Genomic DNA, 16,675 nt, shown 5'->3' with positions numbered 1-16,675 from the left:
CGACCGGCCGGGTTTCCTAGCGTCTTGGTCGATGGCCGCGCCGCTGACCGGCGTACGGCCGACCGGCTCGCGCCGGCACGGGTTCGAGCTGAACCACCGCAACGACACGGGGGAGATTCGATGGATGACGCTGTCCGGGATCCGGTGCCGCAGGCGGCCACGGCGGGGGAGTACGTGGCGTTGCTCCGGGAGGTGCGGCGGCGTTCCGGTCTGACCTATCGGGAACTGGCCCGGCAAGCCTCGGCGGCCGGGCACTGGCTGCCGCCGAGCACCCTCGCGACGATGCTGGGGCGGACGACGCTGCCCCGGGAACGCACCGTCGTCGCGCTGCTGGCCGCCTGCGGCACCCCTGCGGCCGAGGTCGACAGGTGGGTGGAGACACGGCGGGACCTCGAAGCTCGCCTCGGCGAGCAGGGTCGAGGGGAGAGCGACGCGCAACGGAGCCCTGCCGGCCCGTCCCCTGCCGTCGCGGAGGACATCCGCCCGAGCGTCGGCTCGGTTCCGCCGCGACCCCAAGCGCCCTGGCCGGCCCGTCGCTGGCTCCGGCTGGCGCTGCTGGCGGTGCTCGGCGTCCTGACGGTCGGGGCGACCGGGGCGCTGCGACCCCTCACCCCTCCCATGGTCGACAGCTCGTCGACCATCGGCTGCCCGGAGGTGCTGCGCCAGGGCATGTACGGCCCCTGCGTGCTGAGCCTCCAGGAACATCTGGTGGCTGACGGACTCACTGTCCCGGTCGACGGCTGGTTCGGCCCGGACACCACCAGCCGGGTGATGGTGTTCCAGGCGTTCGGCGGCCTGCCCGTCAGTGGCACGGCGGACGAGCGGTTGTTCGACGAGTTGGCGGGCGATCGCACGGTGCCCGCCACCTGGTCGGAGGACCGGATCGGCAAACACCTTCGGCGGACGTTCCCGGAGGACCCGTCCGGGGCGGTGCAGGTGGCGCGCTGCCTGTCCGGCCTGGACCCGTACCGGGTGGAGGTCGGACAGGACGGGTCGCGCCGCTGGGGGTTGTTCCAGTTCAGCGACACGGAGGTGTCCCGGTTCGGCGTCGACCGCCAGATGGCGCTGGACGCGGCGTGGAACATCAGGGCGGCACGGGAGGTCTGGTCTCGTACCGGCGACTTCGGCCACTGGACCTGCGCGGCGTAGCTGTCCGGCGGGACGCTCCCGGCAGCGCTCGCCGGCATCCGGTCAGGACACCGACGCCCGGGCGGGGCCGACCGGCGCTCAGCCGATCGTCTCCCGCTCCCGCCAGGCGGTGCGCAGCGAGGTCCGGCCGTTGGTGCGCAGCAGTGACCCCTCGTACACCCGGGCCCCGGCGAGGAGGAACGCGCCGGCGGCGAGCACCAGGAGGACCAGTGAGACGATCGGCTCCCAGCCGGCCGCGTCGCCGGTGAAGAGCCGCAGCGGCATGGCCGTGGGCGACGAGAACGGCAGGTAGGACAGCACGCGCATCGCTGTGGCGTTGTCGTTCAGGAAGATCACCGCGAAGAACGGCAGCATGACGGCGAGCTGCACCGGCGTCGAGACGGCGGCGATGTCCTCCTGCCGGTTGGCCAGCGCGCCGGCTGCGGCCCACATGGCGGCGAGCAGCACGAAACCGATCAGGAAGAACGGCACGAACCAGCCGATCGCCGGGGCGAGCAGGCTGAGCAGACCTCCGCTGTCGCCGATCTGCAGCCCGAGCACCGCCACCAGCGCGATCAGGGCGATCTGGGCGAACGCCAGGATGGCCCCGGCCACCACCTTCCCGGCCAGCAGGGCCCGCACCGGCACGGCGGCGACCAGGATCTCCACGATCCGGGTCTGCTTCTCCTCGATGACGCTCTGCGCGATCTGCACACCGAACGTCTGCGAGGTGATGAAGAAGACGAACGCGAAGACGAACGGCACCAGGAACGCCACCACCGGATCGACCGCGTCCGGGTCCAGCAGGCGAACGGTCGGCTGGGTGCTCAGGGCCCTCACCACGTCGTCGGGGGCGTCGTCCATGGCCAGGACGGCCGGTCCGCTGACCACCGCGGCGTCCACGTCGTCGTCGCGGACGGCCTGCTCGGCTGCCCGGTCATCGGGGACGACCCGGACCTCCAGCCCGGCGGCGCGCAGCGGCGCGGCCAGGCTCTCGGTCACCGCCACCGTGGACGGCCCGCCGGAGAACAGCGGCGGCAGGATGGTGCCGGCCGCGGCGATCAACAGGAAGAACAGCGTGCCGAACAGGAAGGTGCGGTCGCGCAGCTTGACCCGGATCTCGCGTTCGGCGACCAGCCGGGTGGCCTGGGTGACGTTCACTGGGTGACCTCTCGGAAGATCTCGGTGAGCGAGGGGCTGACCGGGCGGAAGGCGCGGACCGGGCCGCGCGCGAGGGCAGCCCGCAGCACGGGCTGTTCGTCGGTGCCGGCCGGCAGGTCGAAGACCACCCGCGCGCCGTCCAACTCGACCACCGTCACACCGGGGTGGTCGCGTACCCAGCCGGCGTCGTGCTCCACGACCAACTCGAACCGGGGCATCGTGTACGAGTCGCGCAGTTGCTGCCGGCTGCCGGCGGCCCGGATCACCCCGTCCCCGATGATCACCAGGTCGTCGCAGAGGCGCTCCACCACGTCGAGCTGGTGACTGGAGAAGAGCACCGGCACGCCGGCCGAGGCCCGTTCCCGCAGTACGGCCACGACGGTCTCCACGGCCAGCGGGTCCAGGCCGGAGAACGGCTCGTCGAGCACCAGCACCTCGGGGTCGTGCACCAGCGCGGCGGCGATCTGGGCCCGCTGCTGGTTGCCCAGCGACAGCGTCTCCAGCAGGTCGTCGCCGCGCTCGCCGAGCCCGACCCGGTCCAGCAGCGCGTCGGTGGACCGTCGTGCCGCGGCGGCGTCCAGTCCGTGCAGCCGGCCCAGGTACGTCACCTGCTCGCGGGTGGTCATCTTGGGGTAGAGGCCCCGCTCCTCCGGCATGTAGCCGAAGCGCCGACGGTCCTGCCGGGTCAGCGTGGTGCCGCCCCAGCTCACCTCGCCGGCGTCGGGGGCGAGCACACCCAGGATGATCCGCATGGTGGTGGTCTTGCCGGCGCCGTTGGCGCCCACGAAACCGGTCATCCGGCCGGCGGACACCTCGAAGGACACGTTTCTGAGCACCTGCCGGTCGCCGAAGCTGCGGTCGACGCCGTCGAGGCGGAGCGTTCTGGTCACGCACAGACGCTAGATCGAATCCGTCGCCGCGCCGTCCGCCCGGCGGCTGAGCGGGCGGGTCCGCCGCACGGCGGACGCCGGTCACCCTCCGGGCCGGACCACCCGGTTCTCGTACGCGAACACCACGGCCTGCACCCGGTCGCGCAGGCCGAGCTTGGCCAGTACCCGACTCACGTGCGTCTTCACCGTCGCCTCGCCCAGGTGGATGGCCGCGGCGATCTCCGCGTTGCTGGAACCGGCCGCGAGCAGCATCAGCACCTCCCGTTCGCGCGGGGTCAGCCCGGCCAGCGCGGCCTCGGCGTCCGGGCCCCGGTGGGCGGTGCCCGCCGGGTCGCCGGGTCGGGCGAAGGTGGAGATCACCCGGCGGGTGATCTCCGGGGCGAGCAGACCGTCGCCCCTGGCCAGCACCCGGATCGCCTCGACCAGCTCCTCCGGCGTGCCGTTCTTGAGCAGGAAGCCGCTGGCTCCGGCCCGCAGCGCGGCGAACAGATAGTCGTCGCGGTCGAAGGTGGTGAGGATCAGCACCGCCGGCGCCCCGGGGCCGTCGGCGACGATCTGCCGGGTGGCCTCCAGGCCGTCCATCCCGGGCATCTCCACATCCATGAGTACGACGTCCGGGCGGGTGGCTCGGGTCATGCTGACGGCCCGTTCGCCGTCGGCGGCCTCACCCACCACCTCGATGTCGTCCTCCACCTCGAGGATGACCCGGAAGCCGGTACGGACGAGGTGCTGGTCGTCGGCGAGCAGCACCCGGACCGTCGGGTTGGTGTCGGGCGTGTGCTCGGTTGCCGCGCTCATGCCGACGGCTCCGCGCCCGCTGGGGTCTGCTGCCTGTCGCTCGGCTCCCGCTGCGGAGCGACCGGGGCGGCGAGGGGGAAGCGGGCGCGGACCCGCCAGCCACCGCCGGACCGGGGCCCGGCCTCCAGGTCGCCGTCGTGGGCGGTGACCCGTTCGCGCATGCCGATCAGCCCCAATCCGTCGGTGTCGGCCCGCCCGCCGCCCCGCCCGTCGTCGGTCACGTCGACCTCCACCTCCCGGGCCAGGTACCGGACCCGCACGTCGAGCAGGGCCGCCTCGGCGTGCTTGAGGGTGTTGGTCACCGCCTCCTGCGTCACCCGGTACGCCGTCTGGGAGACCGATTCGGGCAGCGCGACCGGGTCGCCGTACACCCCGAGGGTGGCCGTCAGCCCGGCGGCCCGAGCCCGCTCGACCAGCTCGTCGATCCGTTCGACGCCGCCGGCCGGCGGCGTCGCGGCGTCGGTGCCGGCGGAGGTCCGCAGGACGCCGAGCATCCGACGCAGCTCGTCGACGGCGGTGCGGGCGCTCTGCTCGATGGCGGTCAGCGCGGTGCGGGCCTTACCCGGGTCGCGGTCGAACACCCGGCGGCAGGCGGATGCCTGCACTCCCATCACCGACACGTGGTGGGCGACCACGTCGTGCAGCTCGCGGGCGATCCGCACCCGTTCGCCGAGCACCGCCCGCTCCCGGGCCTCGGCCTGCGACCGGCGCAGGTCCTCGGCCTGGGCGCGCAGCTCGTGCTCGCGGCGCGCGGCCACCCACGCGGTCTCGCCGAAGAAGTACGCGAACCCCAGGACCAGAACGTTGAGCAGCACGCCGGTGACCACCATGGCGAGCCTCGGTGGCACCGGACCGACCGCGTCGGCGAAGGCGCTCGCCGGGATGTGGTCGAGCAGCACCGCGTAGTAGATCCCCAGCCAGGCGAACATCGCCGCGATCACGCCGACCCGGAGGCGGCGGGACCGCCGGCGGTCCCGGCCCCACGCGCCGACGGTGTAGAGCGTGCAGAACAGGGCCCACGCGGAGAACTGCGTCTCCGGGGCCGAGCGGGCCTGGGCGGCGATGAACGCCACCGCGACGACCAGCAGGGTCGCGGTCGGCCAGCGTCGTCGCCAGATCAGCGGGAGGGTCACCGCGACGGTCCAGAACAGCTGCTCCGGCCCGGACGGCGGTGGGCCCAGCAGGAACGCGCCGGTGCTGCGGGCCAGGGTCAGGCTGACCAACGCCAGCCCGGTCATCCCCAGGCCGATCCAGAGGTCGTTTCGGCGCTGCTCCGCCGTCGGGCCCGGACGACGCCATTCCTCTCGCGGTGCCACGCTCATCCGGGAACGATGCCACGCCGCCCACCAGGCCCGCCGACCGGGCGGGCTCGTGTGGGTCCGGTCGCGCCGACGGGCGGCGGCCCGGCGCGGGGTACGCGCCGGGCCGCCGCCCGCGGTGTCGCTCACGCGGTCGTCTGTTCGCGGGTCTTCCGGGCCGTGTCGATCAGGTCCCAGACCACGATCGCGGCCGCGCCCACGGCGATGGCCAGGCCGATGCCGTCCCGGTTGTCGGCCTCCGCCACCCAGGTCAGGCGCTCGGCCAGGGCCGGGTTGAGCAGTCGGTCGGAGAGCGCGAGCCAGGCCAGCGGCACCGCGAACGCCAGGTCGAGCAGCACCTTCGTGCCGAACAGGGCCCAGGTCCAGCGGTCGATCCGGTACTTCACGATCTCGAAGACCACACTGAGTGCCAGCACGCCGATCAGCGCCGGCAGCCAGAACGACCACAGAGCCGGGTCGAGGATCGCGATGTTCTCGCCGTCGGTGCCGTTCACCCAGGAGTGGTAGTGCTGCAGCGGCAGGTACGCGATGGTCAGCACCAGCATGATCACGGATGCGATGGTGTCGGCGAGGGGGATGCCTCGTCGTACCGGCGCGTCGGGCAACTGGTCGACCGTCCACTCCGGCAGGTCCACGGCCGTCTGGGTGCGCTCGATGATGGCGAAGGTCAGGGTGAGCCAGAAGGCGATCTGCACCGCCACCTGCATCGCCGTGACGATGCCGGGCCCGATGGCGCCGAACCCTTTTCCTTCCGCCGCCTCGACCACCGTGACGATCGTGCCGACGAGCGCCGGGATGAAGCTGAGCAGCAGCTTCAGCAGCCGCAGCCAGAGCAGGTAGTAGGTCGGGCCGATGAGCTGCAACCGGCGGTCGGCGTACCGGGCGGCCAGCACGTCCGGGTTGCCCAGCTCGGTGAGCACCTCCCGCTCGGCGGTGGTGGCGTCCTGCCCGCCGTCGGTCCGGCCCTCGATCATGTCGTCGATGGAGGCCCGCAGCTCGTTGGCGATCTCGTCGCGGCGCTGGGCGGGCACCGATCGCAGGGTGGCGGCGAGGTAGCGGTCGGTCAGGGTGTTCATCGTTGCGCTCCTTGGATCAGCCCGGTGATGGAGGTCTGCACGGCGGCGAGGTCGTCGAGGAGCCGGCTCAGCATCGACTCGCCCTCGTCGCTGGTCCGGTAGAACTTGCGCGGTCGGCTCTCCTCGGTGTTCCACTCGCTGGTCAGCAGCCCCTGGTCCTCCAGGCGACGCAGCAGCGGGTAGAGCGTGTTGGCGTCCACCGGAAAGCCGTGGTCGCTGAGCCGTTGCAGCAGTGCGTAGCCGTAGTCCGGTCGACGCAGCGCGACCAGGCTGGCCACCACGACGGTGCCTCGACGCAACTCCTGTAGGTGCGTCCGTAGAACGTCCTCGCTAACCATGTGTCACACCATACTGTGTGCCACACACTGTTGTCTACGGAGATAACGTCGCGTCTGCGTGGGGTGTTGGGCGCGGCTCGCCTACCCGCGCGTGTTTCGCCAGGCCGCAGGGGTTGTTCACCCCCCTTTGCTCTGCTCCCGCGGATGCGCCAGGACGATGCGGCCGGGTGGTGCCGCCGGGTGGTGCCTCCAGGGCAGCAGAGCAAAGGAAGCGCGCACGGGGCGCCCGGCCAACACCGGACGCCCCGCGACGGGCCCGCTCAGCAGGTCGCGCCCTGCCGGAAGTTCCGCTCGACGAAGCTGGCCGGCCCGACCTGGAAGTAACCCACGCCCGGCCGGATCGGGTGCCCGCTGAACAGCTCGACCCGCGAGCCCACCCGCACCAGGTACGCCTCGGCGTCTCCCGCGTCGTTGCGGATCAGCGAGCCCCGGCGCCCGTAGATGTCCTCCAGCTCGGCGAAGGACATGCCGACCGCCGCTCCGGCGGAGGAGTAGGGCGGTGCGGTGGCCGTACCGACCTCGACCAGCCGATCGTCGCGGAAGGCCAGGAGCAGCACGCCGGCCCAGGAACCGGTCGCGCCGGCGTGCACCACCGCGCCGCAGCCCGGCGCGGTCCAGTCGATGTGCCCGTTCGCGGTGAGCGCCGCCAGGCTGGCGCCGATCCGGTACACCCCGGCACCACCGACGCTGAGCACCTGCGGGTGGTGGTGCCCGGCGTTCGCAGCGGCGCGGACCGGAGCAGCCGCGACCGGACCGGCGGCCGTGGCCGGGGCGAGCGTGCCGAGCGCCAGCACGGCGGTGGTGACGAGGATCGAGGGACGTTTCATGGTGGCTCCTTCGGTGATGGGACTCCTGCCCTGTTAGTCACCGCGTCGGGGCCAACGGTTCGTCACCTTCCGGCTCGGCCCGGTCTACGGTGCAGAGAGACGCCCGCCGGAGGTGACACGGTGACGGCTCCACTGCGGATCGGGCCCTACGCCATCGAGCGACTGCTCGGCGTCGGTTCGTTCGCGACGGTCTGGCTGGGCCACGATCCGGCGCTCGACGCGCACGTGGCGATCAAGGTGCTGGCCGAGAACTGGAGCCACGACCTGCGGGTTCGGGAACGCTTCCTGGACGAGGCCCGGTTGCTGCGCCGACTGGAGCACGAGCGGTTGATCCGGGTGCACACCGTCGGTGAGCTGCCCGACGGTCGCCCGTACGCGGTCCTGGCCTGGGCGAACGGGGGCAGCCTGCGGGACCGGCTGGCCGTTGCGGAGATCCCGGTGCCGGCGGCGCTGCGGCTGCTCGGTGAGGTCTGCGCCGGGGTCGCCGTGCTGCACCGGCATGGAGTCGTGCACCGTGACCTCACTCCGGGCAACATCCTGTTCCGCCGCACCGGACCCGACGACAGCGAGCAGGTGCTGATCGCCGACCTCGGCCTCGCCAAGGCGCTCGCCGCCGCCTCCGGCCTGACCGCCCGCGCCGGCACCCCCGGGTACATGGCCCCGGAGCAGGACGACCCGAGCGCGGTGGTCGACACCCGCGCCGACGTGTACGGGCTCGGGCGGCTCGGTATCCGACTGCTGGCCGTCGACCCGCCGCACGTGAACCCGTCCGGACCTGAATCGGCTGGCTGCGCCCCGGAGATCCGACTACGGGAGGACGTGCCTCCGGCGGTCGCGGCGGTGCTCGCCCGGGCCACCGCCCACCACCCGGCCGACCGCTACCCCGACGCCTCGACGATGCACGCCGCGTTGACCCGCGCGAGCACCCCGGTGGGACGGCCGATGGAGTCGACCGTCGCGGGCGGTCCAGCGAGGTCGTTCGCATCGTCCGGTTCGGAACGACGAAAGCCGTCACCCCGGCCGAGCCGCCCGCACCGGATCCGGCGGGCCGCGACAGCGGTCGTGGCCGTCGCCGTCGTGGCCGCGGTCGGCGCCGAACCACGCGCCACCGGGCCGGCTTGGCAGGTCGGCGGCACGTACACCACCGGGCCGCTCACCGTGGTGTTGCCGGCCGGCTGGGCGGCCACGGGAACCAGTTGGGCCGGTCAGTTCGATGCCGGCGGCGAACCGGAACCGGCGCTGGTGATGTCGCCGCAACCCCGCCGCTGGGCCGCCGACCCCCGGCTGCCCGGCGCGTTCGTCGGCCTCTCCGCCGCCACGGCCGCCCGCACCACACCGGCCGGATTCCTGGCCGAGCGTTCGCACGGAGATTGCCCGGCCGCCCCGCCTCGCACCACCCGCCAGGCGGGCGTCGAGTGGACGGTGGTGGCGTACCGCTGCGACCAGGGTCGGCCGCGGATCGTCGAGTCCGCGGGCCTGCATCCCGGCCGGGCAACCCTGGTGTACGTGCAGATCACGCCCCCGGAGGACACCCCCGAGTTCGTGGACACCCTGCTCGCCGGGGTCCGGGTCAGGTAGGTGCGCCACGATCCGGCCGCGCAGGTCGGCGGTGGGCTAGCGGACCACCACGGTGATGGTGTGCGCGCGGTCGTCCTTGGGGATCGTGACGGCGACGGTGCCGGGTCGGACGAAGCGGATGTCCACCACCCCGACCTCGTAGTGCTGCGAGACCAGTTCCGGCCGGTCCACGGTGACCAGGCCGGGCCCGATGCCCTGGATCCGCAGCACCGCGCCGGTGGCGAAGCAGAGCGACCGCAGCAGTTCCAGCTCGGTGTCGGCCACCGGCAGGTCGTAGCGGACCGCGCCCTGACAACTGCTCGTCAGCGTGGTCGGCGGCGGGGTCGGCCGCTGGGGCGTACCCCGGGTCCTGGTCGGTGCGGGCGGCACCGGCACGGGCCGTCCGGCGGCCGACGGCGGCCGGGACGGCGACCGGCTGGTGCCCGGCGCCACCGACGGCGTGGGCGGCGGTGACGGCAGCGTCGACGCCGACGGGGACGGCCCACGCGGCTGTACGGGCAGCGGCGAGACCGCGTCGCTGCCGCAGGCGGCGACCGCCGCGGCGGCCGTGAGAGCGGTGACGACGCGGCCGACGGCCCGGCGGAGCGGAACCACCCGACCCCCTTCCCCGATCGTCGATGCCATCGCCGACGCAGAGTCAGCCCGATTCGGCGCCGAGCTGTTGTCGGACCTGGTGGCGGGCCAGGTGCAACCGGGACTTCACAGTGCCCACCGGCACGTCGAGCAACTCGGCGATCTCGGGATAGCTGAGCCCGAGTATGTCGCGCAGGGCCACCACCTCGGCGAGGTCGGGGCGGACGGCGTCGAAGGCGTCGAGCAGGTCGAGGCGGGTGCCGGCGACCACGCTCGTCCGTCGGGGGTCGGGCCGGTCGGGCAGCGGCACCCCGCCGGCCTCCAACCGGCAGCGGCGGCGCAGCGTGCGGTACGTGGAGCGGGCCCGATTGGCCGCCAGCCGGTGCAGCCAGGTGCGGAACGAGGAGCGTCCCTCGAACCGCGTGATGCCGTTGGCCAGGGCCAACAGCGTGTCCTGGCAGGCTTCCTCGGCGTCCTCCCGGTTCGGCAGGAACCGGGCGCACAACCGCAGCGCCTCGGGGCGTACCGCGAGCAGCAGGGCGTCCAGCGCGGCCGGGTCGCCGTGCGCGGCGGACCGGGCCAGGGCGTCGATGTCGTCCGCGTCGGGCATGCCGGGTGTCCAATGCTCGCCGGTGCCGATCCCTGAGCGTACGGCGGGCAGTGCCGCAGCGCCCCCGTACGGTCCGGCACCCGACGGCTATTCGAAGCGGGACACGTCCCCGGCTCCCCGGCGCAGGACCTCCGGCTCGGGCCCCGACAGGTCGATCACGCTCGTCGGCTCACTGCCGCAGTCGCCACCGTCGAGCACCGCGTCGAGCTGGTGGTCGAGCCGTTCCTTGATCTCCCAACCCTGGGTCATCGGCTCGTCGTCGCCGGGCAGGAGCAGGGTGCTGGACACCAACGGCTCGCCCAGCTCGGCCAGCAGGGCCTGGGTGACGGTGTGTCGGGGGACCCGCACGCCGACGGTCCGCTTCTTCGGGTGCAGCATCCGGCGGGGCACCTCGCGGGTGGCCGGCAGGATGAAGGTGTAGCTGCCCGGCGTGGACGCCTTCACCAGGCGGAAGACCGCGTTGCTGATCTGGACGAACTGACCGAGCTGCGCGAAGTCGTGGCAGACCAGCGTGAAGTGGTGCCGATCGTCGAGGTGCCGGATCTGCCGGATCCGGTCCAGCCCGTCCTGGTTGCCCAGCTGGATGCCGAGCGCGTAGCAGGAGTCCGTCGGGTAAGCGACCAGCCCACCACCGCGGATCAGGTCGGCGACCTGGCCGACGACCCGGGGCTGGGGGTTGTCCGGGTGCACGTCGTAGTACCTCGCCATCCTCCGAGACTAGGCGCACGAGGGGAGGATCAGGAGACGAGGGCCACCCTCGGCGCGGACGGTGGAGCCGCCGAGATCACCTCGGTAGGGTAGGTCCCGGTCGGCTCCGACCAACAAGATCCACACCGCCGGGGGGCGCCACGCATGGCTGATTCGTTCGCGCATCTGCACGTGCACACCGAGTACTCGATGCTCGACGGAGCGGCCCGACTGAAGGACCTGTTCGCCGAGGCCAAGCGGCTGGGCATGTCCGCTGTGGCGATCACCGACCACGGCAACATGCACGGCGCGAACGACTTCTACAACCAGGCGATGGCCGCCGGGGTCACCCCGATCCTGGGCGTCGAGGCGTACGTGGCGCCGGAGTCGCGCTATCACAAGGCGCGGGTCAAGTGGGGTCGCCCGGAGCAGAAGAGCGACGACATCTCCGGTAACGGCGCGATCACCCACAAGACCATGTGGGCGAAGAACGCGCAGGGCCTGAAGAACCTCTTCACCCTCAACTCGCGCGCCTCCATGGAGGGGCACTACGTCAAGTGGCCCCGGATGGACATGGAGCTGATCGCCGAGCACGCCGAGGGGATCATGGCCACCACCGGCTGCCCGTCCGGCGCGGTGCAGACCCGGCTGCGGCTGGGCCAGTTCGACGAGGCGCTCAAGGTCGCGGCCAGCTACCAGGACATCTTCGGCAAGGACAACTACTTCCTGGAGATCATGGATCACGGCCTCTCGATCGAGAGCCGGGTCCGCGAGGGGCTCACCGAGATCGCCCGCAAGCTGGACATCCCGCCGGTGGTCACCAACGACTCCCACTACACCCACGAGGCGCAGGCCACCGCCCACGACGTGCTGCTCTGCGTGCAGACCGGCAGCAACATCGACGACCCCAACCGGTTCCGGTTCGAGGGTGGCGGCTACTTCATCAAGAGCGCCGACCAGATGCGCGCGGTGGACTCGTCCGAGTTGTGGCAGGAGGGCTGCCGCAACACCCTGCTGGTCGCCGAGAAGGTCGACCCGAAGGGCATGTTCGAGTTCCACAACCTGATGCCGCGCTTCCCGGTGCCCGAGGGGGAGACCGAGGAGTCGTGGTTCCGCAAGGAGACCTTCGCCGGCCTGGGCCGCCGCTACCCGAACGGCATCCCCGAGGGGCACGTCGTCCAGGCGGAGTACGAGCTGGGCGTCATCAACCAGATGGGCTTTCCGTCCTACTTCCTGGTGGTCGCCGACTTCATCCAGTGGGCGAAGAACCAGGGCATCGCGGTGGGGCCGGGCCGTGGCTCGGCCGCCGGCTCGCTCGTCGCGTACGCGCTGGGCATCACCGACCTGGACCCGATCCAGCACGGCCTGATCTTCGAGCGGTTCCTCAACCCCGAGCGGGTCTCGATGCCGGATGTCGACATCGACTTCGACGAGCGTCGGCGCGGTGAGGTGATCAAGTACGTCACCGACAAGTGGGGTGAGGACAAGGTCGCCCAGATCGCCACCTTCGGCACGATCAAGGCGAAGGCCGCGATCAAGGACTCGGCCCGGGTCCTCGGTTTCCCGTACGCGGTCGGCGACCGGATCACCAAGGCGATGCCGCCGGCGGTGATGGGCAAGGACATCCCGCTCACCGGCATCTTCGACAACAAGCACCCCCGTTACGCCGAGGCGGGCGAGATCCGCGGCCTGTACGACTCCGACCCGGACGTTCGCAAGGTGATCGACACGGCCAAGGGCATCGAGGGGCTGATCCGGCAGACCGGCGTGCACGCCGCCGGCGTCATCATGTCCGCCGAGCCGATCATCGAGCACATCCCGTTGACGCGCCGCGACGCCGACGGGGCGATCATCACGCAGTTCGACTACCCGACGTGTGAGTCGCTCGGGCTGCTGAAGATGGACTTCCTCGGCCTGCGCAACCTGACGATCATCGACGACGCGGTCAAGAACATCGAGCTGAACCACGGCTTGAAACTCGACCTGCTGGCGCTGCCGCTCGACGACAAGGCCGCGTACGAGCTGCTGGCCCGCGGTGACACCCTGGGCGTGTTCCAGCTCGACGGCGGGCCGATGCGGTCGCTGCTGCGGTTGATGAAGCCGGACAACTTCGAGGACATCTCCGCCGTCCTGGCCCTGTACCGGCCCGGCCCGATGGGCGTCGACTCGCACACCAACTACGCGCTGCGCAAGAACGGCCTCCAGGAGATCACGCCGATCCACCCGGAGCTGGAGGAGCCGCTGCGGGAGATCCTGGCGCCCACCCACGGCCTGATCGTCTACCAGGAGCAGGTGCAGCGCGCCGCGCAGATCCTCGCCGGCTACACCCTCGGTCAGGCGGACCTGCTACGGCGGGCCATGGGTAAGAAGAAGAAGGAGATCCTCGACAAGGAGTTCATCCCGTTCCGGGACGGTTGCCGCGAGCGCGGCTACTCCGACGAGGCGATCCAGGCGGTGTGGGACGTCCTGGTGCCGTTCGCCGGGTACGCCTTCAACAAGGCGCACTCCGCAGCGTACGGCCTGGTCTCCTACTGGACCGCGTACCTCAAGGCGCACTACCCGGCCGAGTACATGGCCGGGTTGCTGACCAGCGTCGGCGATGACAAGGACAAGATGGCGCTCTACCTGGCCGAGTGTCGCCGGATGCGCATCCAGGTGCTGCCGCCGGACGTGAACACCTCGGCCGGGCCGTTCACCCCGGTCGGCAAGGACATCCGCTTCGGCTTGGCGGCGGTTCGCAACGTCGGGGCGAACGTCGTCGCCTCGATCATGCGCTGCCGCGACGAGAAGGGCGAGTACGCCGACTTCTACGACTTCCTGTCCAAGGTGGATGCGGTGGTCTGCAACAAGAAGACGATCGAATCGCTGATCAAGGCGGGTGCGTTCGACTCCCTCGACCATCCCCGCAAGGGCCTGCTCGCGGTGCACGCCGACGCGATCGACGCGTACGCCGACGTCAAGCGCAAGGAGGCCGTCGGCCAGTACGACCTGTTCGGCGCCGGGTTCGGCGACGCGGACACCGGCAGCACCACGGTGATGCCGACCATCGGCGACAGCGAGTGGGACAAGCGCGACAAGCTGGCCTTCGAGCGGGAGATGCTCGGCCTGTACGTCTCCGACCACCCGCTGTTCGGTCTGGAGCACATCCTCAACGCGGCCGCCGACACCACCATCGCCTCCCTGGCCGAGGAGGGCGGGGTGCCCGACGGGGCGGTCGTCACCCTCGCCGGCATCCTCTCCGGGGTGCAGCGCCGGGTCACCAAGCAGGGTCGTGCCTGGGCGTCTGCCACGCTGGAGGACCTGGCCGGTGGGGTGGAGGCGCTGTTCTTCCCCAACACCTACGAGGTGATCGGGCAGTACATCGCCGAGGACGCCATCGTGGTGGTCAAGGGTCGGGTGGACCGCCGCGACGACACTCCACGGATCATGGCGATGGACATGTCCATGCCCGACGTCAGCACCAGCGCCACGAACAAGCCGGTCACCCTCACCATCCCGGTGCACCGCTGCACCCCACCGCTGGTGGAGAAGCTCAAGGAGACCCTGGTGCTGCACCCCGGCGACACCGAGGTGCACGTCAAACTCCAGAACGGCGGGCGCACCACCACCCTGCGGCTGGGTCCGTTCCGGGTGGCGGCGACGACCGCGCTGATGGGTGACCTGAAGAGCGTCCTCGGCCCGGCCAACGTGAGCTGAGCCCGCATCGGTCCGGCCGGCCCACGCCGGCCGGACCGCCGGGGCTCAGACCCGCTCGGGGGCGCTGATCTCCCGCAGCTGGCCGTCGGCCAACCGCAACCACCGCTGCACGCCGATCTCGGCGAGGAACCGTTCGTCGTGGCTGACCACCACGAACGCCCCCTGGTACGCCGACAGCGCGCTCTCCAGCTGACCCACGCTGACCAGGTCCAGGTTGTTCGTCGGCTCGTCGAGCAGCAGCAGTTGCGGCGCCGGCTCGGCGCAGAGCACACAGGCGAGGGTGGCGCGCAGCCGTTCACCACCGGAGAGCACCCCGACCGGCAGGTTCACCCGGGCGCCCCGGAACAGGAACCGGGCGAGCAGGTTCATCCGCTTGGCGTCCGGCAGGCTCGGCGCGTACGCGGCGAAGTTCTCCGCCACCGTGCGGTCGAGGTCCAGCAGGTCCAGCCGCTGCGACAGGTACGCGATCCGCCCCTCGCCGCGCTTCAGCTCACCGCCGGACGGTTGGAGGTCACCGTTGACCAGGCGCAGCAGGGTCGACTTGCCGACGCCGTTCGCCCCGGTCAACGCGATCCGTTCCGGCCCCCGGATCACCAGGTCGGCGCCGTCGCCGCCGAACAACTCCCGGTCGTCGAAGTGGGCCCGCATCCCCTGGCCGGAGAAGACGGTGCGCCCGCCCGGGACGGTGGTGTCCGGCAGGTCCACGACGATCCGGTCCTCGTCGCGTACCGCCCGACCCGCCTCGTCGAGTCGCGCCTTGGCCTGACCGAGCCGGGACGAGTGCGTCTCCTGCGCCTTGCCCGCCGACTCCTGCGCGCTGCGTTTGAGCCCACCGGCGACGATCCGGGCCAGGCCGGCGTTCTTCAGGTTCTTGGAGGCGTTGCTGGCCCGCCGGTCGGCCCGTTCGCGGGCCTGCTGCATCTCCCGCTTCTCCCGCTTCACCTCCTGCTCGGCGTTGCGCAGGTTGCTCTCAGCCACCTCCCGCGCCGCCTGCACCGCCTCCGTGTACGCGGTGAAGTTGCCCCCGTACCAGCGGATCTCGCCCTGGTCCAGCTCGGCGATGCGGTCCATCCGGTCCAGCAGTTCCCGGTCGTGGCTGACCAGCAGCAGGCACCCGGACCAATCGCTGAGGACGTCGTAGAGCCTGTACCGGGCCTCCAGGTCCAGGTTGTTCGTCGGCTCGTCGAGCAGCAGCACGTCCGGACGGCGCAGCAGTTGCGCCGCCAGGCCGAGGGAGACCACCTGGCCCCCGCTGAGGGTGTGCAGCCGGCGGTCGAGCGACAACTCACCCAGGCCGAGGCGGTCCAGCTCCGAGCGGGTGCGCTCCTCGATGTCCCAGTCGTCGCCGATGGTGGCGAAGTGCTCCTCGGCGGCGTCGCCGGCCTCGATGGCGTGCAGCGCCGTGATCCGCTCGGCGACGCCCAGCACCTGCGCCACGCTCAGGTCGCCGACCAGCGGCAACGTCTGCGGGAGGTAGCCGAGCACGCCGTCGACGGTGACGCTGCCGCCGCTGGGCGGCAACTCCCCGGCGATCAGCCGCAGCAGGGTGCTCTTTCCGGCGCCGTTGGGCGCGACCAGGCCGGTGCGCCCGCCTGGAACGGTGAAGGACAGCTCCGAGAAGACCGGGGTGTCATCCGGCCAGGAGAAGGAAAGGTTCGAGCAGACAATGAACGCATCAGACATGCGAGTGACCTCAAAGGGTGGGTGGGCGTGCCTCAGCCGCCCGGCGACAACGGGAACCGGTGGAACGACGACATGGCCCCGGCGGCTGCGCGGAACGCGCGCCGAACCGATGGCCGAACACATCCGGTCTCACCCGGAGATGTCGTCGTCACCCGCCATGTCTGGTCTCCCTGGTCGTGTCACTGACCCAACTCCGCCGAGTCTAACAACGGATCTTCCCCCCGCCACCGGTTACGGCCCACCCCGGTCGATCTTGCACTTGCTGTCGTAGAAATGTCGCTTCTGCGGGCAACAGTCCCAGCAGGAAACGC

At 71.6% G+C, this 16,675-nt stretch carries 14 protein-coding genes; 3 read left to right on the top strand and 11 right to left on the bottom strand.

What is annotated here, in order from left to right; all coding sequences use genetic code 11:
• The first annotated feature begins 120 nt into the window (after positions 1–120).
• Complete coding sequence (locus ACZ6NZ_RS10225) at positions 121–1,149, top strand: helix-turn-helix domain-containing protein (protein ID WP_465857637.1); 1,029 nt, start codon at positions 121–123, stop codon at positions 1,147–1,149.
• Between the two features lie 78 nt (positions 1,150–1,227).
• Here the strand turns inward: ACZ6NZ_RS10225 and ACZ6NZ_RS10220 are convergent, their stop codons facing one another.
• The 7 genes from ACZ6NZ_RS10220 to ACZ6NZ_RS10190 all read right to left on the bottom strand — a co-directional run bounded on the left by ACZ6NZ_RS10220 (position 1,228) and on the right by ACZ6NZ_RS10190 (position 7,537).
• On the bottom strand, positions 1,228–2,289 hold the full coding sequence (locus tag ACZ6NZ_RS10220) for an ABC transporter permease (RefSeq protein WP_465857635.1): 1,062 nt from the start codon (positions 2,287–2,289) through the stop codon (positions 1,228–1,230).
• Positions 2,286–3,179, bottom strand: coding sequence for an ABC transporter ATP-binding protein (locus ACZ6NZ_RS10215; protein WP_465857633.1), 894 nt, complete (start codon positions 3,177–3,179; stop codon positions 2,286–2,288). Before ACZ6NZ_RS10215 ends, ACZ6NZ_RS10220 begins: the two co-directional genes overlap by 4 nt.
• An 81-nt stretch (positions 3,180–3,260) precedes the next feature.
• Complete coding sequence (locus ACZ6NZ_RS10210) at positions 3,261–3,977, bottom strand: response regulator (protein WP_465857631.1); 717 nt, start codon at positions 3,975–3,977, stop codon at positions 3,261–3,263.
• Positions 3,974–5,299 carry a sensor histidine kinase gene (locus ACZ6NZ_RS10205; RefSeq protein WP_465857629.1) on the bottom strand — a complete coding sequence of 442 codons (1,326 nt, stop codon included), beginning with the start codon at positions 5,297–5,299 and terminating at the stop codon, positions 3,974–3,976. The genes ACZ6NZ_RS10210 and ACZ6NZ_RS10205 overlap by 4 nt, the downstream gene beginning before the upstream one ends.
• A gap of 122 nt (positions 5,300–5,421) precedes the next feature.
• Entirely contained in the window at positions 5,422–6,372 is a 951-nt protein-coding gene (locus tag ACZ6NZ_RS10200; RefSeq protein WP_465857627.1) for an HAAS signaling domain-containing protein, read from the bottom strand.
• On the bottom strand, positions 6,369–6,710 hold the full coding sequence (locus ACZ6NZ_RS10195) for a PadR family transcriptional regulator (protein WP_366611824.1): 342 nt from the start codon (positions 6,708–6,710) through the stop codon (positions 6,369–6,371). The genes ACZ6NZ_RS10200 and ACZ6NZ_RS10195 overlap by 4 nt, the downstream gene beginning before the upstream one ends.
• A gap of 260 nt (positions 6,711–6,970) precedes the next feature.
• A complete protein-coding gene (locus ACZ6NZ_RS10190; RefSeq protein WP_465857625.1) occupies positions 6,971–7,537 on the bottom strand; it encodes a hypothetical protein in 567 nt (188 codons plus the stop codon).
• Between the two features lie 120 nt (positions 7,538–7,657).
• On the opposite strand from ACZ6NZ_RS10190, the gene ACZ6NZ_RS10185 reads away from it, so the two are divergent.
• On the top strand, positions 7,658–9,115 hold the full coding sequence (locus ACZ6NZ_RS10185) for a serine/threonine-protein kinase (RefSeq protein ID WP_465857623.1): 1,458 nt from the start codon (positions 7,658–7,660) through the stop codon (positions 9,113–9,115).
• Between the two features lie 36 nt (positions 9,116–9,151).
• On the opposite strand, the gene ACZ6NZ_RS10180 is transcribed toward ACZ6NZ_RS10185, so the two are convergent.
• From ACZ6NZ_RS10180 to ACZ6NZ_RS10170, 3 genes are all read right to left on the bottom strand, one after another.
• Entirely contained in the window at positions 9,152–9,709 is a 558-nt protein-coding gene (locus ACZ6NZ_RS10180) for a hypothetical protein (protein ID WP_465857621.1), read from the bottom strand.
• A 43-nt stretch (positions 9,710–9,752) separates the two neighbouring features.
• A complete protein-coding gene (locus tag ACZ6NZ_RS10175; protein WP_465857619.1) occupies positions 9,753–10,298 on the bottom strand; it encodes an RNA polymerase sigma factor in 546 nt (181 codons plus the stop codon).
• Between the two features lie 87 nt (positions 10,299–10,385).
• Entirely contained in the window at positions 10,386–11,006 is a 621-nt protein-coding gene (locus tag ACZ6NZ_RS10170; RefSeq protein ID WP_465857617.1) for an L-threonylcarbamoyladenylate synthase, read from the bottom strand.
• Between the two features lie 144 nt (positions 11,007–11,150).
• Between ACZ6NZ_RS10170 and dnaE the strand changes: the two genes are divergently transcribed.
• On the top strand, positions 11,151–14,681 hold the full coding sequence (gene dnaE / locus ACZ6NZ_RS10165) for a DNA polymerase III subunit alpha (RefSeq protein ID WP_366611814.1): 3,531 nt from the start codon (positions 11,151–11,153) through the stop codon (positions 14,679–14,681).
• 45 nt (positions 14,682–14,726) lie between these two features.
• Here dnaE and abc-f read toward each other — a convergent pair whose 3' ends face one another.
• Positions 14,727–16,364 (bottom strand): ribosomal protection-like ABC-F family protein, encoded by a 1,638-nt coding sequence (gene abc-f, locus ACZ6NZ_RS10160; protein ID WP_465857614.1) that lies wholly within the window; start codon positions 16,362–16,364, stop codon positions 14,727–14,729.
• Positions 16,365–16,675 lie beyond the last annotated feature (311 nt).

The sequence above is a fragment of the Micromonospora sp. NPDC047756 genome, assembly GCF_055587245.1.
This window is presented reverse-complemented; position numbering and strand designations above follow the sequence as displayed.